This is a genomic window from Arthrobacter sp. JZ12, from assembly GCF_035189165.1.
Classification (GTDB): domain Bacteria; phylum Actinomycetota; class Actinomycetes; order Actinomycetales; family Micrococcaceae; genus Arthrobacter_D.
The window spans coordinates 2,105,907-2,132,823 of sequence record NZ_CP045246.1; the positions used below are offsets into that span (position 1 = coordinate 2,105,907).

General features: G+C 60.7%; 23 protein-coding genes, 1 other RNA gene and 2 pseudogenes. 3 read left to right on the forward strand and 23 right to left on the reverse strand.

Annotated features, from left to right (window positions below; translation table 11 throughout):
* The first annotated feature begins 21 nt into the window (after positions 1-21).
* Positions 22-1,122, forward strand: coding sequence for a carboxylate-amine ligase (locus tag GC088_RS09785; protein ID WP_323958820.1), 1,101 nt, complete (start codon positions 22-24; stop codon positions 1,120-1,122).
* A 25-nt stretch (positions 1,123-1,147) separates the two neighbouring features.
* Here the strand turns inward: GC088_RS09785 and GC088_RS09790 are convergent, their stop codons facing one another.
* From GC088_RS09790 to GC088_RS15485, 19 genes and pseudogenes are all read right to left on the reverse strand, one after another.
* A complete protein-coding gene (locus GC088_RS09790; RefSeq protein ID WP_323958821.1) occupies positions 1,148-2,863 on the reverse strand; it encodes an alpha-glucosidase in 1,716 nt (571 codons plus the stop codon).
* A gap of 50 nt (positions 2,864-2,913) precedes the next feature.
* Entirely contained in the window at positions 2,914-3,138 is a 225-nt protein-coding gene (locus GC088_RS09795; protein WP_323958822.1) for a hypothetical protein, read from the reverse strand.
* A 100-nt stretch (positions 3,139-3,238) separates the two neighbouring features.
* Positions 3,239-5,413, reverse strand: coding sequence for a S8 family serine peptidase (locus GC088_RS09800; protein ID WP_323958823.1), 2,175 nt, complete (start codon positions 5,411-5,413; stop codon positions 3,239-3,241).
* Between the two features lie 215 nt (positions 5,414-5,628).
* Positions 5,629-5,996: a transfer-messenger RNA gene (gene ssrA / locus GC088_RS09805) on the reverse strand.
* A gap of 86 nt (positions 5,997-6,082) precedes the next feature.
* On the reverse strand, positions 6,083-6,454 hold the full coding sequence (locus tag GC088_RS09810; protein WP_323958824.1) for a hypothetical protein: 372 nt from the start codon (positions 6,452-6,454) through the stop codon (positions 6,083-6,085).
* Entirely contained in the window at positions 6,451-6,924 is a 474-nt protein-coding gene (gene smpB / locus GC088_RS09815) for an SsrA-binding protein SmpB (protein ID WP_323958825.1), read from the reverse strand. Before smpB ends, GC088_RS09810 begins: the two co-directional genes overlap by 4 nt.
* A gap of 87 nt (positions 6,925-7,011) precedes the next feature.
* Positions 7,012-8,487 carry a M23 family metallopeptidase gene (locus GC088_RS09820; protein ID WP_323958826.1) on the reverse strand — a complete coding sequence of 492 codons (1,476 nt, stop codon included), beginning with the start codon at positions 8,485-8,487 and terminating at the stop codon, positions 7,012-7,014.
* 37 nt (positions 8,488-8,524) lie between these two features.
* Positions 8,525-9,436 carry a permease-like cell division protein FtsX gene (gene ftsX, locus GC088_RS09825; RefSeq protein WP_323958827.1) on the reverse strand — a complete coding sequence of 304 codons (912 nt, stop codon included), beginning with the start codon at positions 9,434-9,436 and terminating at the stop codon, positions 8,525-8,527.
* On the reverse strand, positions 9,433-10,137 hold the full coding sequence (gene ftsE, locus GC088_RS09830) for a cell division ATP-binding protein FtsE (RefSeq protein ID WP_323958828.1): 705 nt from the start codon (positions 10,135-10,137) through the stop codon (positions 9,433-9,435). Before ftsE ends, ftsX begins: the two co-directional genes overlap by 4 nt.
* A gap of 145 nt (positions 10,138-10,282) precedes the next feature.
* Entirely contained in the window at positions 10,283-11,398 is a 1,116-nt protein-coding gene (gene prfB, locus GC088_RS09835) for a peptide chain release factor 2 (protein WP_323958829.1), read from the reverse strand.
* 37 nt (positions 11,399-11,435) lie between these two features.
* Entirely contained in the window at positions 11,436-11,894 is a 459-nt protein-coding gene (locus GC088_RS09840) for a pilus assembly protein TadG-related protein (RefSeq protein WP_323958830.1), read from the reverse strand.
* The gene (locus GC088_RS09845; RefSeq protein ID WP_323958831.1) at positions 11,891-12,187 is read right to left on the reverse strand and encodes a hypothetical protein; all 297 of its coding nucleotides are present in this window, start codon (positions 12,185-12,187) and stop codon (positions 11,891-11,893) included. The genes GC088_RS09840 and GC088_RS09845 overlap by 4 nt, the downstream gene beginning before the upstream one ends.
* 441 nt (positions 12,188-12,628) lie before the next feature.
* Positions 12,629-13,744, reverse strand: a complete 1,116-nt coding sequence (locus GC088_RS09850; RefSeq protein WP_323958832.1) for an AAA family ATPase — start codon at positions 13,742-13,744, stop codon at positions 12,629-12,631.
* A gap of 11 nt (positions 13,745-13,755) precedes the next feature.
* On the reverse strand, positions 13,756-15,666 hold the full coding sequence (locus GC088_RS09855; protein WP_323958833.1) for a TnsB C-terminal domain-containing protein: 1,911 nt from the start codon (positions 15,664-15,666) through the stop codon (positions 13,756-13,758).
* Between the two features lie 228 nt (positions 15,667-15,894).
* On the reverse strand, positions 15,895-16,722 hold the full coding sequence (locus tag GC088_RS09860; protein WP_323958834.1) for a TnsA-like heteromeric transposase endonuclease subunit: 828 nt from the start codon (positions 16,720-16,722) through the stop codon (positions 15,895-15,897).
* A 138-nt stretch (positions 16,723-16,860) separates the two neighbouring features.
* Positions 16,861-18,162, reverse strand: coding sequence for a LysR family transcriptional regulator (locus tag GC088_RS09865; protein ID WP_323958835.1), 1,302 nt, complete (start codon positions 18,160-18,162; stop codon positions 16,861-16,863).
* An 807-nt stretch (positions 18,163-18,969) separates the two neighbouring features.
* Positions 18,970-19,353: pseudogene (locus GC088_RS15480) on the reverse strand (TniQ family protein); the annotation flags it as partial.
* A gap of 309 nt (positions 19,354-19,662) precedes the next feature.
* Positions 19,663-21,069 carry a hypothetical protein gene (locus GC088_RS09870; RefSeq protein WP_323958836.1) on the reverse strand — a complete coding sequence of 469 codons (1,407 nt, stop codon included), beginning with the start codon at positions 21,067-21,069 and terminating at the stop codon, positions 19,663-19,665.
* A 342-nt stretch (positions 21,070-21,411) separates the two neighbouring features.
* Positions 21,412-21,780: pseudogene (locus tag GC088_RS15485) on the reverse strand (TniQ family protein); the annotation flags it as partial.
* A gap of 296 nt (positions 21,781-22,076) precedes the next feature.
* On the opposite strand from GC088_RS15485, the gene GC088_RS15490 reads away from it, so the two are divergent.
* Positions 22,077-22,400: a helix-turn-helix domain-containing protein gene (locus tag GC088_RS15490; protein ID WP_416377451.1), complete on the forward strand. Its 324-nt coding sequence runs from the start codon at positions 22,077-22,079 to the stop codon at positions 22,398-22,400.
* A 119-nt stretch (positions 22,401-22,519) separates the two neighbouring features.
* On the opposite strand, the gene GC088_RS09875 is transcribed toward GC088_RS15490, so the two are convergent.
* The 4 genes from GC088_RS09875 to GC088_RS09890 all read right to left on the reverse strand — a co-directional run bounded on the left by GC088_RS09875 (position 22,520) and on the right by GC088_RS09890 (position 25,966).
* Positions 22,520-22,822, reverse strand: a complete 303-nt coding sequence (locus GC088_RS09875; RefSeq protein ID WP_323958837.1) for a DUF4193 domain-containing protein — start codon at positions 22,820-22,822, stop codon at positions 22,520-22,522.
* Between the two features lie 118 nt (positions 22,823-22,940).
* Positions 22,941-23,600 (reverse strand): TetR/AcrR family transcriptional regulator, encoded by a 660-nt coding sequence (locus GC088_RS09880; protein WP_323958838.1) that lies wholly within the window; start codon positions 23,598-23,600, stop codon positions 22,941-22,943.
* 34 nt (positions 23,601-23,634) lie between these two features.
* Positions 23,635-24,870, reverse strand: a complete 1,236-nt coding sequence (locus tag GC088_RS09885) for an MFS transporter (RefSeq protein ID WP_323958839.1) — start codon at positions 24,868-24,870, stop codon at positions 23,635-23,637.
* A 10-nt stretch (positions 24,871-24,880) separates the two neighbouring features.
* Positions 24,881-25,966, reverse strand: a complete 1,086-nt coding sequence (locus tag GC088_RS09890; protein WP_323958840.1) for an FAD-dependent monooxygenase — start codon at positions 25,964-25,966, stop codon at positions 24,881-24,883.
* 94 nt (positions 25,967-26,060) lie between these two features.
* On the opposite strand from GC088_RS09890, the gene GC088_RS09895 reads away from it, so the two are divergent.
* Positions 26,061-26,915, forward strand: coding sequence for an aldo/keto reductase (locus GC088_RS09895; RefSeq protein WP_323958841.1), 855 nt, complete (start codon positions 26,061-26,063; stop codon positions 26,913-26,915).
* The last annotated feature ends 2 nt before the right edge of the window (positions 26,916-26,917 follow it).

Genomic DNA, 26,917 nt, shown 5'->3' on the forward strand with positions numbered 1-26,917 from the left:
CGGTTCGTTGAAAGGCAAGGAATGACCACGCTCGGAATTGAAGAAGAGTACCTCCTGCTCGATCCGGAGTCGGGTTTGCCTGTCTTCAACGCCTCCGAAGTTCAAAGATTGCTGGAGTCGCGCGACACGATCAAGAGCGAGGACATCCAGCGCGAACTCCTCAGCTGCCAACTCGAAACGGCCACACCGGTGTGCGACACCCTCACCGAAGCGGAAGAGTCGCTGCTGAACTTTCGGCGGCAGCTCGCAGCGGCTGCGCGGAAGACGGGTGTTCGCGCAAGCGGTTCGGCCACGGCGCCGCGCATCCCCGAGGGCTACCCGGAGGTGACTGACAAGCAGCGGTACCACGAGTTGAAGGCGAGCGCCCGGGGCATCGTGGCCGACCAGTTCGTGAATGGACTGCACGTACATGTCTCGATTCCGGACAAGGAGACGGGCGTTCAGGCGCTGAACCGGATCCGCCCCTGGCTTCCCCTGATCACCGCATTGAGCGCCAACTCCCCCTTCTGGCTCGACCGCGACAGCGGCTTCGCCAGCTGGCGCACAGTCCACTACCGGCGCTGGCCGGTTCAGGGATGTCCGCCGGTGTTCGCCGATGCCGCCGACTACGAGCGGCGCATCCAGCGGCTCGTCGACACCGGGGTCATCATTGACCGCGGAGTGTTGACCTGGGTCGCGCGGCTCTCCGACCACTACCCCACACTTGAGGTACGCACGGCGGACGCCCAGCTCGAGGCCCAGGATTCCGTCCTGCTGGCGGGCCTCATCCGCGGGCTCGTGACCACGGCTACGCAGGACGCGCTCAACGGCAAGCCGTTCAAGGACCCCGATGCGGAGCTTCTCGACGCCGCCCAGTGGCACGGTGCGCGGCAGGGTCTGCGCGACGTCGTTGTAAACCCGCTGACCGGCAAGCTGGTGCCGGCGCGAGAACAGATGGACCGGCTGCTCGAGTACATCGGCGACGCGCTCGATGACACTGGAGACTCCACATGGATCCAGATGGGGCTAAAGACGGTCTGGGACCGCGGTACCGGTGCCGAACGCCAGCGCCGGGCAATGGCGCAGAGCGGAATGACCGGCCTGCTGGACCTGTACACAGAGACCCTCACCGCCGAGCGCTAGAGAACCTCGCGTTTGCGAGTGAGGGTCAGGTGCGCAGGATTCGCACTTCCCACGGGCGAAGGTGCGGCGGGAGATCCGGGGACGCGCCGTCGTCGTAGTTTCCCAGCACCAGCTCGCCGCTACCCAGCTCCGGCGGCACCGGCAGATCCTTTCCAGAGACGTTGCCGAGAACCAGGAGTGTCGCACCCTGCCAGTTGCGCGTGAAGGCGTAGAGCGAGGGATGGTCCTCGGCCAGCATGGAGAAGTCCCCCAGCCGCACGGTCTCGTCCTTGTGCCGCAGCTCGATCAAGCGCTGGTAGAAGCGGAAGACAGACTTGTCGGCCGAGCGGTCCGACTCGGCGTTCACCTCGCGATAGTTGGGATTGACCGCAATCCAGGGCGCACCGGTGGTGAACCCGGCGTGCTCCTCGGCACTCCACTGGACTGGCGTGCGGGCGTTGTCCCTGCTCATGACGCGGAGGTTGCGCAGCACCTCTTCGGGATCGTGGCCCAGTAGGCCGGTTGCCTCGTAGTAGTGGTTGATTGACTCGATGTCGCGGAAATCCTCAATCGCGTCGAAGGGCACATTCGTCATGCCGATCTCTTCGCCCTGGTACACGTAGGGAGTGCCTCGGTGCAGGTGCAGGATCGCGGCCCAGAGGGTCGCGGATTCGTACCGGTACTGCTGATCGTCGCCGAACCGGGACACGAGGCGCGGCTGATCGTGGTTGTTGAGGTAGAGACTGTTCCAGCCGGTCTTGGCAAGGCCCTTCTGCCAGCGGTTCCAGGAGGTCTTGAGGTCGCGGAGGTCCAGCCCCTTGTAGTCCCACTTGCCGCCGGGCCCGTGATCAAGTCCCACGTGTTCGAACTGGAAGACCATGTCCACTTCCCGGCGGGCGGGATCCGTGAAGAGTTTGGCCTCGTCGATGGTTACGCCCGGCATCTCACCGACCGTGATGAGATCCCCTTTACGGCCTTCGAACACTTCCCGGTGCATCTCCTGCAGGTACTCGTGGATCCGCGGGCCCGAGACGAAGTACTGTGTGCCGTCTCCCCAGAGCTTCCCCGGCGGAACCGGCCCATCGTGCAGCGCCGGATCCTTGGAGATGAAGTTGATGACGTCCATCCGGAAGCCGTCAACGCCCCGGTCGAGCCACCACGTCATCATCTCGTAGACGGCGCTGCGGACCTCCGGATTCTCCCAGTTCAGGTCAGGCTGCTCCGGCGCGAAGAGGTGGAGGTAGTACTGGTTGGTGTTCGGATCCAGCGTCCACGCCGGGCCGCTGAACGCCGATCCCCAGTTATTCGGCTCCGCGCCCTTTTCACCCGGTTCGAAGCCCTCCCGCGCGTCCCGCCACCAGTACCAGTCCCGCTTGGGGTTGGTGGTGGACGACGCCGATTCCCGGAACCAGGGGTGGTCGCTGGAGGTGTGGTTGACCACGAGGTCCATGACGAGCTTCATGCCGCGGCTGTGGACGCCCGCGAGCAGCTCGTCGAACTGCTCGAGCGTTCCGAAGGTCGGGTCGATCTGCCGGTAGTCGCTGATGTCGTAGCCGTTGTCGTGCTGAGGCGAGGAGTAGATGGGCGAGAGCCACAGAACGTCGACGCCGAGGTCGGCCAGGTGGTCGAGCCTGTTGATGATGCCGCCAAGGTCGCCGACTCCGTCGCCGTCGGAATCAGCGAAACTGCGGGGGTAGATCTGGTAGACCACCGCGCTGGTCCACCATGGCGGCTGTTCTCTGAGGGTGTCCTGCTCGCTCATGTGGTTGATCCTCTCATCCGCCCGAGACTACCCACCTCTGAGCTACCTGACTACCGGCCCTCGTTCCGCCTGGTCAGCCCGACAATGAGGAAGACCAGCCCCAGCGCCAGGGGCAGCAGTGTGTACAACGTGTGGGTTCCGCCCAGGTAGCCCATGATGATGATGTAGATGAACGTCGCGATCACCAGGACCAGGCCGGACGCTATCAGGACCCGGCCACGGTTGGGCGGCGGTAGCGGCGGAAGCCACGAGGGACGGTCATTCATCCAGCTCACACGCACAGTCTACGTTCGCAGCTGCACGCCGCGACCCCGGCTCAATCGCATTGTGCCCACTCGCTTACCCGCGCCTCCCAGTGCTGCTCGGGCGGGAATCTCAGCGGAAAATGTTGAACGATCCCCAGCCGGAGCCCACGATCGAACTCGCACCCCACCTGCCGCGGGCGAACGGGTAGTAGGCGAGCCGGCCATCGGTCAGGCGGGTCAGTACGCCTTGGGTTCCGGTCCTCGCGAAGCCCGGCAGGTCCGTCATCGAGTTGATACCCTGCCAGCCGCTTCCGACGGTCCGGCGAGACTCGTTCACGAAGCCGCCGGCGCCATTTGAGCGGTACTGAATCAGAGCTCCGTCGGACCGCTTTGCAATCAGGTCCATGCGGGCGTCGCCGTCGAAATCGGTCATGGTGAGGTACAGGCCCTGCCAACCCGATCCGATGGACGTCCGGGGGCTGAGCGTGCTGCCGGCCGGGTTGGGATAGTGCCAGAGCCGGCCGCTCCCGTCGGTTGCGACGATCCCGGGATAGGCATCACCGCCGCGCCACTTCCCTACAGTGATAAAGTAGTTGCCCCATCCGGTTCCGAGAGTTCGTGCGGGAAGGAATCCGCCGTTGCCTTTGCCGATGTAGAGGGACAGTCGCCCGTCCTTCCACTGAGCCACCAGATCCGGCACGCGGTCCTGGTTCCAATCGGTTACGACTCCGCTTTTCAATGACGACCAACCGCTGCCGATCTTCAACCGCGGGAGGAACCGTCCGCGGGCATTGGAGCGGTAGTTCCAGAGCGTGCCGGCCGAATCAGCGGCAACGACGTCAGCTTCGCTGCGCAGCGAGGGTGAGAAACCCGTCGCCGCAGCGGCAACGGCCGCATTTGCATCCACCAGACCGGTGCCGCATCCGCCGAAGCAGCTGCCCGGGAGCGGGCGGGCGGTGTTCCGGAGCAGCTGCTCCACCTGCGCCGAGCTCAGGGTCGGGTTGGCGGAGAGCATGAGGGCGACGACTCCGGCAACGTGCGGCGCAGCCATAGAGGTTCCCTGCATGGGGGCGTAATCTTCACCGGCCGGCCGTGTGCTCCCGGCATTGATGGTGGACAGGATGTTCCCCTCGGCAAGGTTGCCGTCACCACCGGGAGCGCTGACGTCGACTTCCGGGCCGAAATTGCTGTAGCTGGCGCTGTCACCCGCTCGCCCTGTCGCCGCGACCGTCACGACATTCCGACAATTCGCAGGTGAGACATTCGCTGTCTGCTGCGCCTCGTTGCCAGCTGCAGCGATGACCACCGAGCCGCGTGCCACCGCGAAGTCAATCGCGGACTGCATGGTAGAGCCGCAGGTTCCCTCTGTACCCAGGCTGAGGTTGATGACCCTGGCCGGCGACAGGTTGGCGGGGACGCCGCTCACGGCTCCGCCGGCTGCCCACCGCACTGCTGCGGCGGTGTCGCTGACGTGACCTCCGCAGGCTCCCATCACTCGCAGCGGCAGGATCACCGCGTTGTGTGCGACGCCGGCAACACCGCGGGCGTTGTTCGCTTCCGCCGCCGCGATGCCGGCGACATGGGTACCGTGCCAAGAGGAGTCCGACGGCTCGGCCGGATCCGCGCATGCGTCACCCGGGTCGCTTGCGTCCGAGTCGCGCCCGTTGCCGTCGACGGCCATGGCGGGATCCGCGACGAAGTCATAGCCCGGCAGCACATTCCGGTTGAGATCGCTGTGGGAAGTGATCCCGGTGTCCAGGACTGCAATTGTCTGGCGCATCCCGGTTGCGCTGTCCCAGGCACCCGGCACCCGCAGTCCAGCCGCCGCCTCATGGAGGTTCCACTGCTCCGGATAGCCCGGGTCATTGACCGTGGCTAGCGGGCGCACTATAAGATCCGGTTCGGCGTACTCAACGTTGGGCTGCGCGTTCAGGACGCTCACGACGTCGTCCACAGTGCCTGCCGGTACTTCCTCGGCAGCCTCGACAATGACGGCGCCATCCGCAGCCGCGCGGACTTCCTCCACCGTTATGCCCAGCTCGGAGGCGACCTTCCCGAAAGCGTTGCCCCGTCCTGCGGGTGCGTCCGTTCCCTCCTCGAACTTCACAATGAAGCGATCGGTGGGCTGGTCCGGACCTGCGTCCACCCGGGAGGGAGCTCCGACGGCGGCCTCTGCCGCCTCTGCGATAGTCAGGGCAGGCCGTTCAGCCGCTCCGGCGGGCGGTGCGGAGAGCAGGGTGCCGCACAGCGCCGTCGTAATGGCAGCAGGAACAAGAGCGCGGAAGCCGGAGCGCAGGAAGGGCATTCGAAGAATCCTGGGGGTAGGCGTGCAAGGGCGGCGTTCGTATCCACGTTACCGAAGCGCCCGGTGCGCAGGAACTGCCCTGCGCCGATCCTGCCGGTTCACAGCGGGGAAATTGAGTGAAGCTGAAGGGCTGGCAGTCGGACCGCCGGACGGATCAATCGGGCATAGCGAAAGGCCCCGGCTCCTGTGAATGGTCACAGGAGCCGGGGCCTTTATGGTGGAGATGGCGGGAATTGAACCCGCGTCCGATGCAGTGTAGTCAGGGCTTCTCCGGGCGCAGTTTGCGTCGGTTTTTCTCAGCTCCAGCCATCATGCAAACAAGTGGCTGCCGAGCTCAGTTGCATAAAAGTCCCCCTGGTCCCTGCAACGAGAACCAGGAGCAGTGGCCCTCTAAATGACGCCAGTATCCGGGTCGAGAGCAAACCCGGGCTGACGGACTAGCTCTGCTGCTTAGGCAGCGAGAGCGAAGTCAGTGCGCTTCTGTTCGGCACTTATTGTTTTACAGAGAGCGTTTACGAGATAACTCTGTATCCTCGGCCCGCTTCCCCTGTCGCGACTAACATCGTCGAAACCTGTCATCCCCATATGTAGTTGTCAAACTCCCGGATTGCTCCGGGCTATCCAGTGTAACGCACTGATCCGACGATGCATTCCCGATGCTCGCGGGCGTCAGAATCCGATACCGAAGATCACAATCTGGGCCTGCCACAGCATCAGCACAACAAAGGAGACCGCAACGATGGCCAGGCCCAGGGCGGCCAGCGCCGTCGTCGCCGCCTGCTTGCGCCGGAAGCTCCACCAGAACACAGCGGCATTGAGAACGATCAGCGCAGGCGAGATCCAGACAACCATTTGCGCGAAGTACACGTAGATCAGGAAGAAGAAGGGAATCAGTGCAAGGAAGCCCGCGGGGATCACCGCGAACAGCAGCAGCAGGTTGACCACGGCACCAACCGTGACCCACCAGGGGCGCTTGTACTTGAGCTCGGATTCCTCCTCGACGTCGTCAGGTTCCTGTGCGTCCCAGAAGACATCGCTCATGCGCCAAGGTTCCTCTCGCGCATGGCGCGCTGCGCCTCGCGGTTGTCCTGCTGCTCCCGCAGCGTCTGTCGTTTGTCGTAATCCCGCTTGCCTCGTGCGATGCCGATCTCCACCTTTGCCCTGCCATTCAGGAAGTAGAGCTGCAGCGGAACGATGGTGAAGCCGCTCTCGCGGATCTTGTGGGAGATCTTGGTTAGCTCCTCGCGGTGCAGGAGCAATTTACGACGACGGCGCGCGGCGTGGTTGGTCCAACTCCCCTGCGAGTACTCGGGGATATGGATCCCCTCAAGCCACAGCTCGTCGTTGTAGAAGATGGCGTACCCGTCGACGAGGGACGCACGGCCCGCCCGAAGAGACTTCACCTCGGTGCCCTGAAGCGCGATTCCCGCCTCGTAGGTATCCAGCACCTGGTAGTCATGCCGGGCCTTCCGATTGGTGGCCACAACCTGACGGCCACTTTCCCTGGGCACGGTTCGACTCCTTCTAGTAGTGCTGCTGCCCCCGCTGATAGAGGGCAAAACGTTGGGTGAACTGCGTTCTAGTCTACGGTGTCCGTCTCAGAGCAGGCCCATTGGATCAACGAGGTTCCCGTTGAGCACCGTCTCGAAGTGGAGGTGGCAGCCGGTGGAGTTACCGGTGGTTCCGGTGTATCCGATCAGCTGACCGGCGCTGACCCGCTGACCCGGTCCGACCACGAAGGTGGACAGGTGGTAAAAGTTCGTCGCCAGCACGTTGCCCCCGACTACCCCGTGGTTGAGGACGATCCGGTTACCTGCTCCGGGCAGGACGTTGGAATCGGCGTACCAGACCTCACCGGCGGCGGGTGCATAGAGCGGCGTGCCGCAGGCAACCCCGTAGTCGATTCCGGTGTGGGTGTAACCGCCGGATCCGTTGAAGTCGATGGTGCCGAGCGGCGTCGGACGCCAGCCGTAGCCGGAGGTGATAGGGCCGCTGACCGGAGCGCGGAGGCCGAAGGCCGACGGGCTGGACGGCGCCGGCGGCTGGACCACCGGTGCTACGGGCTTGGGAACGATCGGCGCCGGCTTCGGTTTGTTGGCGGCTGCGGCTTCTGCGGCCGCCCGCCGATTCGCCTCAGCCGCGGCTGCAGCCCGCCGCTCGTTCTCGATCCGCGCGCGCTCTTCGGCCTCGGCCTTGAGGCGGGCTTCCTCCCGCTTCCGCGCTTCCTCGATCAAGCGGCGCTGGCGTTCGGCGATATCCTCAACCACCTGCTCGTGCGCAGCCTCGACCTTGGCCAGCTTCGCCTCGATGACCGGTTTCTGTTTCTGCAGCTTGTCCGACAGCTTCGAGGTGTCAGAAATGAGCTTGTCGACCTTTGCCTTCTCGGCGGCCGCCTCGTCCCGGGCCGCCTGTTCGGCGGCCAGGGCGGCGTCGGCCTTGGTCTTCAGGTCGCGGATCTCGTCCTCGACGGCAACAAGCCTTGCCTGGGAGTTGACGTTGGTCGCGTTCTGCTCCGCCAGCCGCTCAAGAGCGGAATTCTGGTTGCGAAGCGCCTGCTCAACAAGCTCCATGGAGGCGAAGCCGTCGGATCCGTCGCTGCCGAGCATCAGGGAGAGGCTCGTCGGCACGCCGCCGTTCTTGTACGCCTGCGTTGCGATCTGGCCGATCACCTCGCGGGTTTCGGCCATCTCGGCCTCGTCCTGCTTCAGCTGTTCGGTGATCTTGTTCTTGGTTTCCTGCGCCAACTGGACCCGCTGCGCAAGGGCGTTCACCTCCGCGGTGGCCGCCTCGACGCGACCCTGCGCATCGGCGAGAGACTGCTGTGCGCCCGGAAGCTGCCCCTGGTAGACCTTCAGCTGCGCAATCGTCTCGGCGATATCCTCGTCGAGGTACTCGATTGACTGCTGAACGTCTGCGATCTCCTGCTCAAGCGCGCTCTTACGGTTGTCCAGCTCGTCCGCGTGAACGGGACCGCTCAGGGTTAACGAAAGGGCGGTTACGGCGGCCAGCGAAAGTGCGGTGAGTGTTTTCAGGGCTGCCGGACGCCCCAGGAAAGGAAGCTGGCAGGAAGTCATGCGGCGCATTCGGTCTCTCTTGTCACAATGTTCCACCCTAAACCTTCAAGTAGCGTCGGAGGGTTAGCAGCGAGGACATGCCGGCCAGGAGCGTGCCCAGGGCGAACAGCGCCGGGACGATCAACAGCAGCTCCTGCGTTGAAATGAAGCCCATCTGCGGGTACTCCCTGGACAACCAGTCGCCACCGTATCGCAGGACCGCCCACAGCGTTCCGGAGGCGATGGCGGCACCGAGAAGGGCTGCGATCACGCCTTCCAGTACGAACGGGAGCTGAATTACGGCCTTGCTCGCCCCGACCAGTCGCATGATTCCGGTCTCGCGACGCCTGCTGAAGGCGGAAAGGCGGATCGTGGTGGCGACCAGCAGTATCGCTCCGACGCTCATCACGACGGCGATGCCTAGGGCAACCAGGGAGGCAATGTTGATGTAACTGAAGATTTCCTCGAGGTACTCGCGCTGGTCGCTCACGATGTCCACGCCCGGCTCGGAGGAGAATGCTTCGCTGATGATTTCGTACTTTTCGGCGTCCACCAGTCCCACGCGGAATGACTCCGGAAGCTGCTCAGCCGTCACGGCGTCCACGATGGGCGAATTAGCCAGCTGCTCGCGGAAGTGTACGAGTGCCTGGTCCTGAGATTCGTATTCGACCGTCTCGACATAGGCAGCCATCTCGGGCGACTTGAGCTTCGCCTCAATGGCCGTTCGCTGTTCCTCGGTGACCGGCCCCGACGCGCAGCTTTCCGACGTCGAATTCTCCACACAGAGGAACACGGCTACCTGTACGCGGTCGTACCAGTAGCCCTTCATCTGGTTGATCTGCAGCTGAAGAAGTCCGGCCGCTCCCACAAAGGTCAGCGAGATGAAGGTGACCAGTACGACTGAGACAACCATCACGAGGTTGCGTCGCATGCCGGACGCGATCTCCCCGAGTATGAACGCGAACCTCATCCCGCGGCCGCCGCGGTCTCGCCGATGTAGATGCCCTGGGCATCGTCGCGGATGACGGAACCGTCGCGAAGCTCGACGACCCTCTTGCGCATGGTGTTCACGATGTCGTCGTCGTGCGTGGCCATCACCACGGTGGTGCCGTTCTGGTTGATCCGGTCGAGGACCCTCATGATTCCCATCGAGGTGGTCGGGTCGAGGTTACCGGTGGGTTCGTCCGCCAGCAGGATTCCGGGCTTGTTGACGATGGCGCGGGCGATGGCCACGCGCTGCTGCTCACCGCCGGAAAGTTCGTGGGGCATGCGGTTGTTCTTGCCTTCGAGGCCCACGGTCTTGAGCACCTCGGGCACCGTCTCGCGGATGACGGCGCGGCTCTTGCCGATCACCTGCATGGCGAAGGCTACGTTGGCGAACACGGATTTGTTGGGCAGGAGACGGAAGTCCTGGAAGACGACGCCGATGCCCCGCCGCAGCTTCGGGACGCGCCAGCTCGGGATGTTGGCTACGTTCTGGCCCGCTACGTACACGGCGCCGCGGGTAGCGCGGTCTTCCTTGAGAACGAGGCGGATGAAGGTCGATTTACCTGATCCGGAGGCACCGACCAGGAAGACGAACTCGCCGCGGTCAACGTCAAGGCTGACGCCGTCCAGAGCGGGCTTCGACTTCTGGTCGTAGACCTTGGTGACTTGCTCGAATCTGATCATGACTACTCTGCGCCCACAGCATCCTGCCGGCACATGGGCATGGGTGGGGGAAGTGAGACCGGCTCCTTGACTATAGGCAGCTGATCAGCACAGCCGGACGTAAATCCGCGGTGTGTCGCGAATCCGTAACGCCCCCTTGTGCGAATCAGTTCTCGCTGTTACGGGATCCGGCCCGCCAGCGGATGCCGGCGTCGATGAAGTCGTCGATTTCGCCGTCGAACACTGCTGAGGGGTTTCCCACCTCATGCTCGGTCCGCAGGTCCTTGACCATCTGGTACGGGTTGAGTACGTAGGAGCGCATCTGGTCTCCCCACGATGCCTTGACGTCGCCGGCGAGCGCCTTCTTCTCGGCGTCCTCCTGCTCCTTCTTCAGCAGCAGGAGGCGCGACTGCAGCACGCGGAGTGCAGCGGCGCGGTTCTGGATCTGCGACTTCTCGTTCTGCATGGACACGACAATGCCCGTGGGGATGTGCGTGAGGCGGACGGCGGAGTCGGTGGTGTTCACGGACTGCCCGCCGGGACCGGAGGAACGGAAGACGTCGACGCGGATTTCGTTGTCGGGGATTTCGATGGAGTCGGTCTGCTCGATGAGCGGGATGACCTCGACCGCGGCGAACGAGGTCTGGCGCCGGCCCTGGTTGTCGAAGGGGCTGATACGTACCAGGCGGTGCGTCCCGGCCTCGACCGAGAGGGTTCCGAAGGCGTAGGGCGCCTTCACTTCAAATGTCGCGGATTTGAGGCCGGCTTCTTCGGCGTAGGACGTGTCGAGTACCTGCGTGGGGTAGCCGCGGCGTTCGGCCCAGCGGAGGTACATGCGCAGCAGCATCTCCGCGAAGTCGGCGGCGTCCACTCCCCCAGCACCGGAGCGGATGGTGACAACGGCCTCGCGCTCGTCCCATTCGCCGGCCAGTAGCGTCACGACCTCGAGGTCATCCAGGGCCTTGCTGAGCGAGGTCAGCTCCTTGACCGCTTCAGCGCGGGAGTCTTCATCATCCTCGTCCTGTGCCAGCTCGACCAGCACTTCGAGGTCGTCGATGCGTGCGGACAGCTTGTTGAGCCGGTCCAGCGCGCTCTGCTTGTGCGAAAGCCGCGAGGTGATCTGCTGGGCTGCGGCGGGGTCGTCCCACAGGTTGGGCTCGCCGGCCTGTTCGCTGAGCTCTGCGATTTCTGCGCGGATTCCCTCGACGTCCGAAACCGCCTCGATTGAGTCGTATTTTGCTCGGAGCGCGCGGATCTCTGCGGGAAAATCAATGTCTGCCATAGTGCTCCAAGACTACGTCACCGTGCGGTGGTGCCGGCTATCGGGTCAGATCCGCGCGGGCATCAGCGGTTGCAGCGATGGGGATTCCTGACGGAACCAGAAAGTTCACCAGCGGTGGATGCACGACGGCGGTGAGCACCACCCGCGCGGTGCGTGGGTCGGTCGCGCCTGTCGCCGGATCAAGTGACAGGCTGTTAAACCGTGCGGCCGCACCGGAACGTTCGAGGTATGCCTCAGCCGCGCCTGCGACGGAGCCGGAATCCAGCGTGGGGGCGGGTTCTCCTGCTTCGGCGTCAATTCCCGACACACGGAAGCTGTCCGCTGCGCTCAAGGCTGCGCCGTCTGCGACGGACAGCAGCTTCTTGTGTTCGATGTAGACGGCGGAAACGGCGGTGACCACCGCAACCACCAGCAGGGAAACCAGAATGTAACCGATGATCAGGACGGTGATCTGGCCCTCCTCGCCCTTGCAGGGTTCCCGATCGCTATGCGTCATCCGAAACGCTCCACCAGTTGGGTGGCACTGGAATCAACCGTGGCTGCGGAGGTGTTCAATCCGGGCATGGTGGGAATCAGTGGCAGTGGAACCTCCAGCCTGACGGAAACTGTCACGCTGGATCCCGGCTCGAGGCATGTTCCGGAACACGAAATGTCCATTGAGGCAGCGTCATCCGGAAAGCCGAAATCCCTCACGGCCAGCAGGACAGCCTGCTGCGCGCGAGCGTTCCCCTGCTCCGGGGAGTCCGATTCGATGAAGACTTTGACTGCCTGATCGGCGGCGCCGACCACGGCGAAGGATGCACCCTGGAGTGCGCTGTCCAGTGGGTTTTAAATTTAACAGCCTGTCCCTGAATTTATAGGCTTTTCGGGGAGACTTAACAAGGCGCAGGCTCCTTTCATGGGCCTCGTAAATTAACAATCGCGCCGTTCCCCGATGCAGAACTGAGTGCTCCGTTGGTCGAGTGCTTTTTGTTGCGAGGACAGAGTCCGCCTGAAGGGTATGACTCTGCCCGGGCGTCAATAGGTGCTGAAGGTGCATTTAGCTTGTTCTCGTACCGGTCGACGGGTTGATACCAGGCTTCGGCCCGCTAGTCACCGATTCCAAGCTCGCGGCTGACGGGGTCGACCGTGGGTGCCGACGCCGTCGGCGGCAGGCATCCAGACGAGGGCTATGTCCTCACCACCGGCCGGTACCACTGGTACTTCGTCCCAGTCCTGGTCGTCGCCGCCCTAGGAGTCGTCGTCCACGTCTCCTGGCTTCCTATGCTTGCTCTGTTTGGGCAGGCTATGCAGTTTCCCGCTCTTCATCGCAGCTTCGAGTTCGTACCGTCGCTTCTCAGCAGCTCTTGATATTTGCACTGTGTCAAGGAGCTCCCTAGTAATTTGTTCTGACCCATCCTTGATCGCCTTATACGCTCCGATGCGGGCCAGCTCCATCATGGAACCGATGTATCCCGAAGTTCTGGCAAAAAAGTAGTCGCTTAGCTCGTCAGCGATCATCCCGGGATGAGCATCAACGAGAATCATGCCCCTCTCGAGTTCTTTCAGGGTTGTTCGCCATTCATTCCGCTGTCGTTCGGTGAAGATGTGGAACGCTGGCATCTCGAGCCGTGTCCACCGGCGCCCTAGTTGAGCTGCTGCTGATTCGTAAGGTCCAAGCCCCTCGTCGAACAAACCGCGGGCTTCCACTCCAACGCCAACGAAGATAAAGGTCGCCGGAAAATCGTTGGCTAGGGATTTCAAGGTATTGCTGACTTCCCTTCCATCCCTACGGTTGAGATTTAGGAAGTGAATGTCATCGATGATGATTAGTTCGGTTTCACATCTCAACGCACAGTCCAGTGCACTAGAGCTCACTTCTAGAGTTGTTCCGGATCTTCTCGGGTGACCGTAGAAGTCGAGTATTTGGACGAGCAGGGACTTTGGTGTTGTGTTCCCAGTAAGGCCAATTCGCACGACGGGGATCCGCTCGGCTTCCCCTCCGACCATCGGTCCTTCCTTCGCAATGATTTCCCGATGTATCTCCCGCCCGAACACATTCACTGCTGTCGACTTCCCAACCCCTGGTTCTGCATCAATCACCGGGGCGCTGCGGACTCGGTCGAAGTCCTGAAGGTCAGAATTGATCATGTCGTCCATTGCTGCATGGACGCGGCTGAGTTGTGGCGTTGCGATGGTCAGCCATGAGAGGTATCTGAGCCGCTGAGCGGCATAGTCGGCGGCCGCTGCATCACTCAATCCGATCAGAGCACTCCTCGTGACCGGCTCAGGCGGTTCGAGCTTCGGCTTGTTGGCGAAGGCTACCCAACCTTCCTTTCGAGACAGACTGATAGTTGGTTGTCGCATTGCAAATGTTTTCATAGTGAACCAGCAGCATCATCGTAGTATTCGTCACTCTTCGGACCCTGATGGCCGCTTTGTGATGGTTCTTCATCGTCGTAATCCTCAGCAAAGAGACCTTCTTCATACTGCAAGGCATCATCGTTAGCTGAGGCTTCTTCCTCAATCGTCTTGGTGGCTTCCTGAAGCTTGACGGCTTTTTGATTCTCCCTGATGGCCGCCTTCCGTTCTCCCGGCGTAAGCTCCAATCCCGCTCCGAACTTCGCGAGAAGCTGCAGAAGCGCTTCCTTCAAGGGGACTTTTTTCTCCATGGCTAGCCTTTTAGCAATCTCTAAGGCATCAGAACCGAACGGGCGCCCCACAGAGGTTGCTAATTGCGATTGCAGTATATGCCACGTCCTATCCTCGGGGTCCAGGAAATAGATTTTCCTTAGGTCGGAGGGGTCATATCGGAATGGCCATTTGTTCTTCTTCGGACCACCGTAGGGGTTCTGTCGATCGCGCCATTTCGCGAGAATCGGGCCCTTGAAGATGAGTCCCGTGAAGTAGACGCCGTCCCTCTTCATGACGTGGAAAGTCACTGGAAGGAAATGAAGGGCAAAGTGCGGGTCCCGAGGCAACACGATTGCGCCTGCTGATGCTACCCCCAGCGCATAACGATCCATCGGACTAAGCCGCAAGCCCGGCATCTGATGTTCGCTCAAGCTGTCTACTTGATGCCTGTGATAAACGGTTCCAACCCATTCACGGATCATCTCTTCCAGCTGCTTAACTGTATAAAAAGCTTCTTCTTCTGTGCCTATCCCCCGCGCCTCAATATTCTGACCCTTATAACCAGGAAGAAGATCAAGTAGCCCAGTCCTAAGAGTCCCGAAGAATCGCTCGATGGGAGCCTTATCCGTGGGCGTGTATTTACGGGCTGGCCGAATCGAGATGCCGAGCTCTGCGCACGCATTGACGATATGGGCGGAAACATAGACCTTCCCGTGGTCCACTGTTACAGCATCGGGAAGAATACCAGGGCCTTGGAACCGTACCTCGTCGTCCTCGTCGAGAATGAGCACAGTCTCAGGAACACCGTGGTAAGGCCAAGAAGCCCCATGCGGCCAACTCGGGGGCGCCTCGTGAGGCTGCACAATTTCGTAGAGAACGGGCGCCACGTCGATGCTTCTCGTTGATATTGGAGATAATCGCAAGCCGAGGATGCAACCGCTGTAGACATCCATGGCGACTGTAAGTTCTGTCTGCACCCACTTCAGAGTGATCTCGTTAAGTGCCCATACATCAAGCCTGTTCGTATCCAATAAAACCAGTTGACCCGGGCGCGAGGCTTCAAAGCGCCCGAACCCGTCACGGGGCATCTCTGCCGCCTCGCGGCGTTTACGGGCCGATTTAGGACTTTTGTTGCGATTTAGCTCGTTCACAGCCCTGCTGGCCGCCCACTCCGTCGGCATGGGAATAGGTATTGACTCAGACGCTCCTTCGTTTCGTGCGAGCTTTTCCTTGTTGGTTCGGTTGACTCGCTCCTCAATGGAGAGAAGTAGGTTCTTCGTGCTGATATTCGACCGATATGTTCGTTCCTTGATTACGGTTCGTGCTATCGCGATCCATTCCGGGCTGCACCCCTGTAACGGGTCAACCGGTTTCTGCGATCTGCGGTCGGCGAGGCCCAGAACACCGTCGTCCTGGTACCTGCGCACCCAATTGCGGACAGTGGGGACGCTGACATGGAGTTCAGCAGCTTTCGCTTCATACCTAGACATGAGGGATTTTCGCGGATCGTACTTATCTCTAGGTTCCCCTGGAAGTGGCGACGCTTGGGTCCCCGATTTGTAGCCGGAAAGTACCTCGCGCACGTGTGAGGCCCGGTCCGTCACTTCTTCCCATTGGTCTTCGGGAATCAGGTGGAGTGCTACGTCGCTGGGCACTTGACCTTTTTCCTGGCGGTCTTCGAAGTGAACTCGATCCGCGATCCGGAAGGGGCCGGATGGATCCAATAGGGACACGGTTTGGACCCGGGCCAAAGCGGGTGAGCCTTGTCGCTGAAGGCACACTTCTGTGCCCATGATGGCGCAAACTGTCCACTGTTCGTGCTCATGGATCACGCGAGTTCCTATTGTGAGGACCAGTATGTTGCTCACGGTCGCTACCGTTCCTTATGGTTCAAGCCGGCCCCTAGGAGAAACTACAACGCCAGCGTCTATTGGTTTGTTCAGATCGCAGGTGAGCTCGCCGGTCCACACGAGATGGAGCAAGTGCGGGCGTATGAACATTGCGTGAGTACCAGTAAGTTCAGCCATCCGCGCTTCAAGTGCCCCGAAGAACTCGGGCTGGTACGTGTTGGCTCTGACAGCTGCCAGAAGTTCGCTGGCTAAGAGCTGAGACCTGCGGTAACCAGCAAGGAAACGAAGGTTGTACCCGAGTTGTTGGCCGGGTTCGTTGACGAGCTCGTAATTCCAACCATGGGGCTCGATTATCTCTCGGGCCCAGTTCAAGGTCGCCAACGTCTTGGGGTCGTTCATCTTGTCGAGTGGCTTAACTTCGACTACTTCTACCGATAAGTCATCACGCACTATGAAAAAGTCTGGGACGTAACTTTTCCCATGGCGCTCATTGACGAAAAGCCGGAAGGGCTGTGCGAGGATACGCACCACGTCTGGGTCCCTATCCAGACGCAGTAGTGCGAGGTGCTCAGTCAGGGATTCGTAAGGTACATGCGCTTCCTCTGTGACAGCCCAATACAGCCCCGGCCTGTTCTTCTGGCCGTGCCGGTATTGCGGTCGGCGCCAAGGGACCGCCCCGTCGAAGGCGTCGAGTGTCACATCTCGGAAGGGAAAGGTTCGCCAGTAGGAGCGGCTTTTCCTGATGCTGAGCATGATCTCATCCGGCGCAAGATACGGGTGCGGGATGAAGCGCAGTTGATCCAAGTTCCTGGCGGCCTTGAGTTTCCTGCGTGCAGAGGAAAGGGAAGTGGCTGAATCCACTTGTCGAGTGACGGCCGCCACTGTTAGACTATCTGCAAGGTCCGTGGAGGCTGTACTTGGGGTGCGCAGACTGGTTGTGCGCCGTTGCATGTCTCCACGTTAACTGGTCATGCAGTCTTGTACTAGTGGTTTCTGCCCTTACTCTGGATCTGCAGCAGCTGACTCCGACCTGAGTATGCCCTTCTCCCGTGCAACCTCGAGCAATTCGCTCCCCAGGGGTGTCAAATGCATCGGCTGCCCCCGCCCCGCTCGTGTCAGAAGAGGACCACCTACGTTGCGTTCAAGGGCCTTAATCTGAGTACTCAACCTTGATTGAGTGAGCCCTAGGCTACGAACCGCAGAATTGAGGCTTGGATAGCTGCTGATTGCGGCGAAGCGTTGCAGTCGCTCCTTGCCGCGGTGACCCTTCAGAGCGTTCACAAGGAGCGCTGGCAGTTCAACAAATGTTTGCGGATCAATGCCTTTCCGGTCGGTGGGGCTGCCGGGACTTCTGAGCGGAGCGCCAGAACGATGGATAAGTCGGTGGACAACTGGCCACGACAAGCCGGTTCGGTCAGAGATTTCCTGAAGGGTCAACCGCTGGTCGATGTACATGTCACGGAGCTCATCGGAACTAACCTGGATTCTGTCCGGGGGTTGAGTAGGGAACGAGAGCCGGGCGAGGTGATGCCGCACCATCCGCTCGCTCTTGTTCAGCTTGCTAGCTATCTCCTTTACTGAGTCGCCACTGTCAAGCGACTGCCGTAGAAGTGCTTGAAAAGAGTCGTTCTCGGAAGGTAGTACTTCCGTCGCCTTGGCGGTCCCCTTGTGCAGCTGACGGATGAGCCGCGGTTCCACAAGGCCGTGGCCGACCGCGTCTTCCACCTGCGGGTCTATGGAACAGACGGGCTCCGTAGGCATAGAGATGCCATCAAGAACACTGAGCGGAGGTTCCCAGCTGAGTGGCTCAGTGATGGAATTCTCGCGGAGGAATGCCCTCGCGTAGTCATCGAGCCGGTCCAATATGTGTGCTGGGGTTGCCGCGATGAAGTTTTGTATCAGGAAGTATCCATTTCCCTTTTCCTCAGGCTGTTCGAGGATGGACCCGGTCAGGCGATAGGCGAGGTACATACGGGCGGTATTCGGGGCGTTCTCTCGTATGCTTTGGTCCAGCGCGATTTCCCGCCAGGTAGACACGGGAAGTAATCGGTTCAGAGCAAGCTGACGTCGCCGGTGATAGTCAATTGGTGCCGGATACTCGTCCAAGTAGGACGCGAGCACTAACAGTGCCTGCATTACAGCTCGTCTGATTGGGACCGAGAGGCGCTGAAACACAAAGGTGAACGAGTGCTCTTTCGAGGGTAGATCAAGTGCTTGGTGTTCGACCTTTAGGTCAGGACGGTCGCTGCCGGGCAGCAGAGCACCGATGCTAAGAGCTGTCTGGATTGTCTTCGGTCGCATAGAACCCTCCATATGTAAAAGAAGGGTCCAGCTTGGCCAGAAGCGCTGGGGAATCGAGCGTGCCCTAACGAGCACCTGTGTCTGATCGCGAGACGGTAACGAAGGGGATGGGCCGACAGTGCGGTATCGAAGAGCAGTGTGCGGACGAAGGTCCGTGTCGAGGGCTTTGAGCAGTTTACGCTCCAGGTCTGGTGAAGGGGTCCCCCATTCCCGAACAATCTTGGAGGGATATTTCGTCGCAACTTCGCCGTCCGACCTCGACAGGAGACGCCGAATCAAAGGGACGTAAGTACCCGGGTCATCTGTACGAATCACCGGAGACGTCAGGGTTATTGCATGAGCTATAGCTACCCCTGAAGCGGGTGCAAACAAGCCAGTTCGCTTCCGGCCAGGGTCAATTCCAAATTCGTCAACGGCTGCATCTATGTACGTCAACGATTGCAGGTCAACTGCCGTCATAACTCGTAGTGCTCTTCCGGCCAGCAGTTTCAGATCGTCCAGCAGTCGAGTCACTTCATTCGAACTGATGTCATCGGCGTCGAGTATCGAGTCAAGCCACTTCTGAGTAGCAAGAAGTGGGCTGGTCGGCGGAATACGTGTCAATGGCACATGAGCGAGGTTTCGCTGACAGGTCAGTACGTCTCCGTAGGGACCGGTGCGACCGTTGTCGCAGAAACTTGGTTGAGGTGTGTCGGTGATCCCTCGCCCAGTGCGTGGAACCAAGTTGCATCGGTCACAAAAATCCCGCAGCAGGCATTCATGTCGGGTGCAAGCAAATGACCACGTCAGTCGCCAAGCAAGTTGCCAAGCACCTTCGTCCTCTTCCAAACATGCCGGGCAGTACCGAGTGCCGGCTCCGCGCGCCCAGAGGTAATGAATATCGACTCCCTGCCCGTGCTTGCGAAAAACAACACCCCTCCCTTCGTATCTGGCCAGCGTCAGCCTGTGGATGTTCTGGGTCGTAACGCCTGTTGCAAAAGCCAACCTAGACGCATTGGCGTCCGAAATCCGAAGGCTGTAGTCGGAATATCCCAGCCCGGCAGCACTCTGTGATGTCAAGCCCACACTCGCGTACAAGTCCTTCCGCGAGGTCGACAAAGCAAAGCAGTAGCGGTCAAGCCAACTTGCCAGAGACTCGCCCACGACGGGTTGAATCCTGATCGGTAACGTTCGCTGCTTCACGACCTTCACCTACCCATCGATCGAAGCCTAGGGGGACTCCAAAAGCATCGACCGGCACGTCAATGGGAAGATTTGTGTTGGCGAGGTGCCGTGACAGGGACCTCGCCGAACGAACTCAGGCCTGATCCTGACTAACGGGTGACTTCCGCTGTCTCCCACCGAACACAATGGGCTACTAGCAGATGCGTCAGGTAGGCAACCGCGCTTAATGAACCATGCGCTGATAGTAGCCCCACAAACAACCGCTGCGTAGGGTGACGGCAGAGCGTCTTCAGCGACACGGACCGATGCTCACGCTGACGAATCACCCTGGCATGATCATGTGATGAATCCGGATACCAGAAGTAGTCGCCGGATCGTGTTTCTACTCCATCCGGTTTCATCGGCGATTGCCTGCGCTGTCAGACCCTGAACGACGTACCTCTCACGGAGTCCTTCCTTGTCAAGTGGCGTTTTGCGTCCAGAAGGCGTTGGAAGACCGAGCCTCGAAATATGATGCCTTATCATGCTCTGACTCCTGTGCATAGCGATCGACATGCTCTCGACAGATTCCCCTCGATCGAGAAGCCCACGAAGTTCAGCTTCGAAGGAATCGGAGCCGTGGAGTAGCGCTCCAATAGGTCTGACAGAGCGTTCACTGATCTGGCGGAGAAGCGGACGATCGATTAGCCCGCGTTTGATGAACGAGTTGAGGAGCGGATCGGTCCCAATTTCTTGCGACCATACATAAGGTGTGCTTCCGAGTAGGTTCGTGGGCGGCTCCCAGCTCAAGGGCTCCGTCATCCCGGCCTCGGCCAGGAATGCTCTAGCTCTCTGGTCGAGTTCGTCGAGGACCGATTCGGAAGTTGCGGCGATGAAGTTCTGCAGCAAGTAGTAACCATCCCCGCCCCGATCCGTGTGTTCCGAAATCGAGCCGGTGACCCTGTAGGCGAGATAGAGCCGGGCAGTAGTCGGATCGCCCCCATATTGATGGTCGCTCAGGGTTCGCCAAATGTTCGAGGTTAAGAGTCCATCCAGGGATAGAGTTCGCCGACGGCAGTAGTCCACAGGCGCGGGGTGGCTATCGAGATAGGTTGCCAGGGTCAACACTGCTTTCATCAGCGTATCCCGGGCCGAGGGCTGTAATCTGCGATGAAGGTAAGCGAAGGAGCTGTCGTTGCTGGTGAGGTTCAGTGCTTCCCGCTGAAGTGTGAAGTCGGCCCGCGCATGTCCGGGCAGTAAGACGGCAAGACTGAGGGTGGCTTGAAGGATTCTTGGCCCAACGGGCAGGTCTCTCTGCAGAAGGGTGATCCACCCTGGCCAAAACCGTTGCGGGACGGATCTCGCCCTTTGCAGGATTTGAGCTTGGCTCACCGATGGTGGCAACGGCGACGGGCCGGCCGTACCGTAACGCAGCGCACTCTCTGGTCGAATACCAGTGTGAAGTGCTTTGAGCAATTTGGACTGGAGCTTGAGCGAAGGATCCCCCCAGCGGCGCAGGTAACTGGATGGGAATTCCTTAGCGGCGCTTTCTCCAAGGTCTGGCATCAGAGCTCTTAGCACCGGAAGGTAAATCTCCTCCTCCTCGCTGCGAAGCACTGTCGCGGCCATCGCTACTGCGGTGGCCATCGCCGAAGCCGATCGGGGGAAAGACAAACTTCTGCGCTTCTCTTCAGTGTTGACCTCGTTCTGCAGTTCAGCCAAGTGGTCAACACCATTCCATTTGCGCAGATCCCCAGCAGGCATGACTTGCAGGATCCACCCCGCTAACAACTTCAGATCGTCCAGAAGACGCCGGACGTGCTCGGATGAGAGGCTTCGGTCCTCAATTATTTCCTGCAGCCATCGCTGGGTGAGGAGGATCGAGCATTCATCGGGCAAGTGAATCTCTTCCGACTGCGAGCAGTCCGCTCGGCATGAGAAGCGCGAGCCGGTCGGCACGGCGTTGCCGCACAGATTCGCGACGGGAACGTCTCGAATGCTTGGTCTGTTCCGAGGGGGCAGCCCGCATTCTGGGCAGTCATCTAGCAGCAACACTTTGTGGCGCACGCAGGCGAAGGACCATGACAAACGCCAAGTTAGCTTCCAGACCCCGTGCGCTTCCCTGAGGCAAGCAGGACAATAGCGCGAGCCGGTCCCCCTCGCCCATAGGAATCGTAAGTCCACTCCCTCGCGCTTCTCCCGAAAGAGTAGTGCTCTCCCTTCGAAGCGGGCCAGCGTCAACTGTGAAACATCCTGGCTCGGATAGCCGGTGGCGGCGTAGATGTTATCTGCCTGGCTTTCGGACACGCGCAGGGTGTGGTCCGGCGATTGCTTCGGGTTCAGAGGGCGTAAACCTACCCCTTCGTACAGGTCTTTCCGCGAGGTAGATAGCTCAGAACAGTAACGATCAAGCCAACTGACGAGTGACTCACCGATCACAGGACGAACCAGGATCGGAAACCTCCGCCGATTCATGGACTGGGAGGAGTCGCGTCGAACTGCCGGCGACAGAATCTGACAGTGCGGCCTTCAGGCACAGACACGTAAGGGCAGGCCCTCCCCAAAGGCTTCGACATGATGGGCGGAGAGAATAGTAGGCGGGAAGGATGCTGACGTAGGTCGGTTTCCATCTGTCGTTCCTGTTGCGGACGCTCGATCTAGTTCATCTGAGAAACAGCCTCGGAAACCGCACCGTGAGGCGATCCCTCACACCAAGGCTATGTATCACTAGTGGAGCAGACAAGAGTGTACTCGTTCGATGGCATAGATCTATGCCCATTCGTCCTTCCCAGCTGAGCGTTGAGCAATCTCGGCGGTGGGAAGCCCGGCGGCTCCAGGTTGGCGCCAGGATTCGAGAGCTCCGGCTAGCTCAGAACCTCTCACAAGAGGCATTAGCACTCGAGTCCGGGCTCAGCCGGAATATGGTCATCGGCATCGAGTGGGGTAAAAAGAGCGTCGCTTACGAGCGCCTATGGGACGTCGCTGATGTACTCGGAGTCCCCATCAACAGCCTGTTCGTTGAGGCCGACTCAGCCCCTACAACCAAGCCCTTCCAGGGGGGCCGGCGACGAATGGGCCGAGGCCCTAAAGACTAGCCAGGGCCTCTCGGCACGCACACTTCCCGAGTCGCTCACCTGAGCCCGAAAATTCCCCAAGGCCGTAAAGTCTGATCCTGTAGCCAAACGAAATGATGTACACCATCGGACAGGGTCGTTTAACCCTCACATTCCTTGCAGTACTGCCGGGCGCCCGACGTCCGCGCAACCTGGCTGCGGTGCTTGACCAGGGAGCAAGACGAGCAGGTGAACTCATCAGCCTGCTGCTGAACCACCAGAACTTGCAGTTCCTCATGGGATATGTCTGCCCTGGGCAACTCAATGCGCTCGGCGGTATCCGACTCGTCCACATCTATGAGGGCAGTCTGCGTTTTCTGTGCTGCCCGAGCTCGAATTCCTTCAAGAGACTCGTTGGACGATTCGTCGTCCTTATTGCGCGGCTCATCCTCATCGGTGGCCATCAGTCTCCTTCGGAGAGTTGCCCCAGCGTGCAGGGCTGTGCCTGCACCCGCACATCCTTCAGGAACTATTCAAGCGTGTAGTGACCCACCTGTGGCGAGCGTTCACGAATTGACGTGGTCAATTGCTTAGCGGGGATCCAAGCAGGCGATGTGCTTCGTCCGTCGATAACGCGGCGACGGGCAGCAGTGAGGTCTTGTTGGGGCGTAATCCGTCGAGCATGAGCCACAGGTAGCGGCGATGTAGTTCATGGACGTCGGAGCGAACGGTGTCACCTTCGCGCCTAGTCGCGTCGATGATGCCGACGAGGGCGATCTGGATGAAGATCAGATCGGTTCCGGCGACGTCGCCTCGGATGACGCCCTGTTTTTTTGCCCGGTCAACGAGTTGGTTCACGAGCGGCGCGAGCCGGTCGCGTTGCCAGTCGAACTGTTCGTCCCGCACGCTCTTGCCTGTGATGACTTGTGCTACCCCGCGGTCTCGGGCGAGCAGGTCGAGAGATGCCTCAAGGTAGTCAACTATTGCCTGCCAGGCGTCGTCCTGCGCAAGCCTCTCAGCGAGGCTTTGTTCGAGCTCCCTGACTTGGTCCTCAAAGATTGCGTCGAAAAGCGCTTCCTTATTCGGGAAGCGCCGGTATGCCGTACCGATGCCGACACCGGCTTCGTGTGCAATGTCATTGAGTGTGGCATCCGAACCACGTGCGGCAAACAGGCGCCGCCCGGCCGCGATCAGCAGTTCGCGATTCCGGACGGCGTCCTTCCGCAGTCCGGATTCCGTCATGAGTTTCATGCTACCGGCCGCTGGAGGGTGCTGATTATGAGCCCAAGGCTGGAACGAGCTGCTGTTCATTCTCGCTCTTGGCCTGGTCCTGGGTCGCATGACGCACGGTCTTCGACAGACCGATGAAGAGCAGCATAGCGACGGCAATCGACACGGCGCCGAGCAGCGGAACCGTGAGAACTCCGGTGGTGCTGAGCACGACGCCACCGAGCACCGATCCCACCGCCATGCCCGCCTGGGAGAAGACAACGCCGATACTGCCAGCGGTCTCGGGTGCGCGCCATCCTACTTGCAGCAGGACCTGCTGGTTGATGAGGATGGCGCCGGCGAACCCGGCACCCCAGAACGCGAGGAGCAGCAGAATGATCCCGATATTGGAGATTGCCAACGCCATTGCCGCCAGGGCCACGACCATTACGCTTGGCATCGAAACAAGCGCGATCATGCGTGACTTTGAGGCGATGCGCGCTGCTGCCCAAACACCGATCAGGCCGGCGACGCCGAACACGAAAAGCGCGCCGCTGACGAGCACCGGGGGTGCGCCGAGCTCGGCAAGATATGGGTCGATGTAGGTGATCACGCCGAGGTAACCCATCATCATGAGCGCCCATGCAACGGCCAGGCGTCCCACGCCGGGCTGGCGAAGCGTTTCCATGATGGAGACGCGTGCCTCTCTCTGGGTGCGGAAACTGGGGACGGTGACCCACAGCAGGACAGCGCAGATCAAGGCTAGGCCCGCAGCGGCATGGAAGGTGGCCTGCCAGCCGAAAGTCGTTCCGATGATTGAGGTGAGAGGGGCTCCGACGGCGATGCCGACGGTGTTGGCGCCAATTACGATCGCGAGAGCCTTCCCACGGTGGTCGGGGTGGACGACGCGCATGGCAACAACTGGGCTGAGCACCATCAGCAGGCCGTGCGCACCTCCTGCCACGAATCGTGCCACAAGGGCCGGAGCGAGCTCGCTCGAGACCGCCACGGCAACATTGCTGAGGGCAAAGATGAGTAGCGCCGCACTGAGTACGTTCCTGCGGTTGAAGCGCAGCACCCAGGCAGTGAGAGGAATGACGAGTACGGCATTGCCGACTGAGTAGAGAGCGGTAAGTGATCCGGCCGTCGCGACATCGCTGCCGAGGTCTGGTGCCATACGGGTGAGTAGCCCGGCAGGACTGAGTTCAACGGCGAGAGCAAGGAAGCCTGCCGTCGCAAGGACGAAGAGCGTCAGCCACGCCGTAAGCGGGGTGCTCCTGGAGGGTGTGTTGCTGGATGTCATAAGTCTTCCTTCATTGTTCAATCGCGAAGCTGCGGCTGAAGCCGCGCCCGGATTCGACCAGTGCTTGCGCCTTGTCGAGCCGGGCTTTCTGATAGGTCTCTAGAGCGTCCGGGACCGTGGCTGGTGAGGATCCTCGCAGCGCATGGGACAGTGCCACGGCGTCGTCAACGGACGCCGCGAAGCCGCTGCCAGTCATCGGGGTTGGAACATGTGCCGCATTCCCGACGATTGCGAGACGGCCTCGGGCGATGCGTTCGGGCACGTATTCGGCAATCGGGATGCCTGTGATCTCGCGCCGACGGGCGCTTTCTGCGATCGCGTCCGAGAAGGGCGATTCCCAGTATTTCCGAGCCTCCCCGGCCAGTTCCTTCAGCACACATGGAGGCACATTCTCGGCGCGCAACGTGCGCTGGACAACGCTGCCCGCAATGCTGCCTTCCTTGCGGAAGAGCGAATTACGGGTGGCGTCATACCATGCCCACCCAATCAGCATGTCTCCGCCGTCCGAGGGGCGCGGGTAGCTCAACAGCAGGTGGGGACCGCCATGTCGCATGAAGAACTGGCTTCGTGCTGGTTGCGCCTGAGGGATGTCCGACTGTCTGGTCAGGCCAATCCAGAGCGAGTATCCCGCGTAAGTCGCATCCGGGTGCTCCGGCGCGACCGATTCACGCACAATGCTGCGGTGGCCGTCAGCACCGATTACAGCGTCGGCCCGCCAGGTCCGTCCATCGGAGCAGGTGACCGACGCGGAGTCACCCTCATCCTGTAGCGCTGTTACCTGGGTTTCGTGGTGCAGGGTGGCCAAGGGATCTCGATGGACCGCTCCACGCAAGCCCTCCCTCAATGGAGACCAAAATGTCGGGGCTCCGCTGGCTTCTCCCCCGATGGCGTCGATGACCGTCTCGGCATGGTCCCGACCTATCGCACGAGCGAGTTCCTGAAATGAAGTTTGCAGGGCTCCGCCCGTTCGCGGTTTCGGGCCGCTGCGCTCCAAAACGTGCACCTGCCAACCAATGCGCGTAAGGGCAAGCGCGGTCGTGAGACCGGCGAGGCTTCCGCCCACGACAATTGCGCTCATCGACGCTGATCGGTTCATGATCACCTCCAAATAAGCGGATGCAGAATATCCGTTTCATTGCTACTGTAGACGAAGTGGAGCTAAGTTATCCACTTTTAGGAGAGTGACGATCATGACCGTTCCAAATCTGACCCTGAACGATGGAGTCGAGATGCCGGCCCTGGGTTTCGGTGTCTTCCTCGTCCCCGACGTCGACGCAGAGGGTGCGGTATTACAGGCCTTGGAGAAGGGCTACCGCCACATAGACACTGCAGCTGCGTACGAAAACGAAGCGGGTGTGGGACGGGCAATCGCACGGAGCGGGATCGCCCGGGAAGACATCTTTGTCACCACAAAGCTGTGGATCCAGGACGCTGGTGAGACGCATGCGCTCGACGCCTTCGAACGTTCCCGTGTGCGCTTAGGCGTCGAACAGGTAGATCTCCTACTGATTCACCAGCCCTTCGGTGACTACTACGGAACTTGGCGCGCAATGGAGGATCTCTACCGCCGTGGACAGGTGCGTGCGATCGGGGTGTCGAACTTCTATCCCGATCGCCTCGTCGACCTCATAGACCACAACGAGATTGTGCCGGCGGTCAACCAGATTGAGACCCATCCGTTCTTCCAACGGAGTGCAGACCAGGCAGTCATGCGCTCACGCGGCGTGCAGCTCGAGTCCTGGGGTCCCCTCGGTCAGGGCCGCGAGGACCTCTTCACCAACCCGATACTCACCGAAATCGCGCAAACCCATGAAAAAACCGTTGCCCAGGTCGTTCTCCGCTGGCTACTTCAACGAGAGATCGCGGTCATCCCCAAGACCGTGAATCCGGCTCGAATGGCAGAAAATCTCGATGTGTTCGATTTCGTTATCGCCGACGATGAAATGGCGCGCATCGCGACGCTCGACACCGGTGCCAGTACGGCATTCAACCACCACGACCCAAGCAGTGCTTCCATGCTCGGCACCACCCGCTTCGACACGTAAGG

Coding starts and splice junctions, on each gene's coding strand:
- GC088_RS09890 (WP_323958840.1), bottom strand. CDS start 25,966: ATGAACCGATCAGCGTCGATGAGCGCAATTGTCGTGGGCGGAAGCCTC.
- GC088_RS09865 (WP_323958835.1), bottom strand. CDS start 18,162: ATGCGACCGAAGACAATCCAGACAGCTCTTAGCATCGGTGCTCTGCTG.
- GC088_RS09800 (WP_323958823.1), bottom strand. CDS start 5,413: ATGCCCTTCCTGCGCTCCGGCTTCCGCGCTCTTGTTCCTGCTGCCATT.
- GC088_RS09840 (WP_323958830.1), bottom strand. CDS start 11,894: ATGACGCATAGCGATCGGGAACCCTGCAAGGGCGAGGAGGGCCAGATC.
- GC088_RS09875 (WP_323958837.1), bottom strand. CDS start 22,822: ATGGCCACCGATGAGGATGAGCCGCGCAATAAGGACGACGAATCGTCC.
- GC088_RS09790 (WP_323958821.1), bottom strand. CDS start 2,863: ATGAGCGAGCAGGACACCCTCAGAGAACAGCCGCCATGGTGGACCAGC.
- GC088_RS09785 (WP_323958820.1), top strand. CDS start 22: ATGACCACGCTCGGAATTGAAGAAGAGTACCTCCTGCTCGATCCGGAG.
- GC088_RS09895 (WP_323958841.1), top strand. CDS start 26,061: ATGACCGTTCCAAATCTGACCCTGAACGATGGAGTCGAGATGCCGGCC.
- GC088_RS15490 (WP_416377451.1), top strand. CDS start 22,077: ATGCCCATTCGTCCTTCCCAGCTGAGCGTTGAGCAATCTCGGCGGTGG.
- GC088_RS09820 (WP_323958826.1), bottom strand. CDS start 8,487: ATGACTTCCTGCCAGCTTCCTTTCCTGGGGCGTCCGGCAGCCCTGAAA.
- GC088_RS09810 (WP_323958824.1), bottom strand. CDS start 6,454: ATGAGCGATGTCTTCTGGGACGCACAGGAACCTGACGACGTCGAGGAG.
- GC088_RS09870 (WP_323958836.1), bottom strand. CDS start 21,069: ATGCCTGCTGGGGATCTGCGCAAATGGAATGGTGTTGACCACTTGGCT.
- ftsX (WP_323958827.1), bottom strand. CDS start 9,436: ATGAGGTTCGCGTTCATACTCGGGGAGATCGCGTCCGGCATGCGACGC.
- GC088_RS09885 (WP_323958839.1), bottom strand. CDS start 24,870: ATGACATCCAGCAACACACCCTCCAGGAGCACCCCGCTTACGGCGTGG.
- ftsE (WP_323958828.1), bottom strand. CDS start 10,137: ATGATCAGATTCGAGCAAGTCACCAAGGTCTACGACCAGAAGTCGAAG.
- GC088_RS09880 (WP_323958838.1), bottom strand. CDS start 23,600: ATGACGGAATCCGGACTGCGGAAGGACGCCGTCCGGAATCGCGAACTG.
- GC088_RS09850 (WP_323958832.1), bottom strand. CDS start 13,744: ATGCGACAACCAACTATCAGTCTGTCTCGAAAGGAAGGTTGGGTAGCC.
- prfB (WP_323958829.1), bottom strand. CDS start 11,398: ATGGCAGACATTGATTTTCCCGCAGAGATCCGCGCGCTCCGAGCAAAA.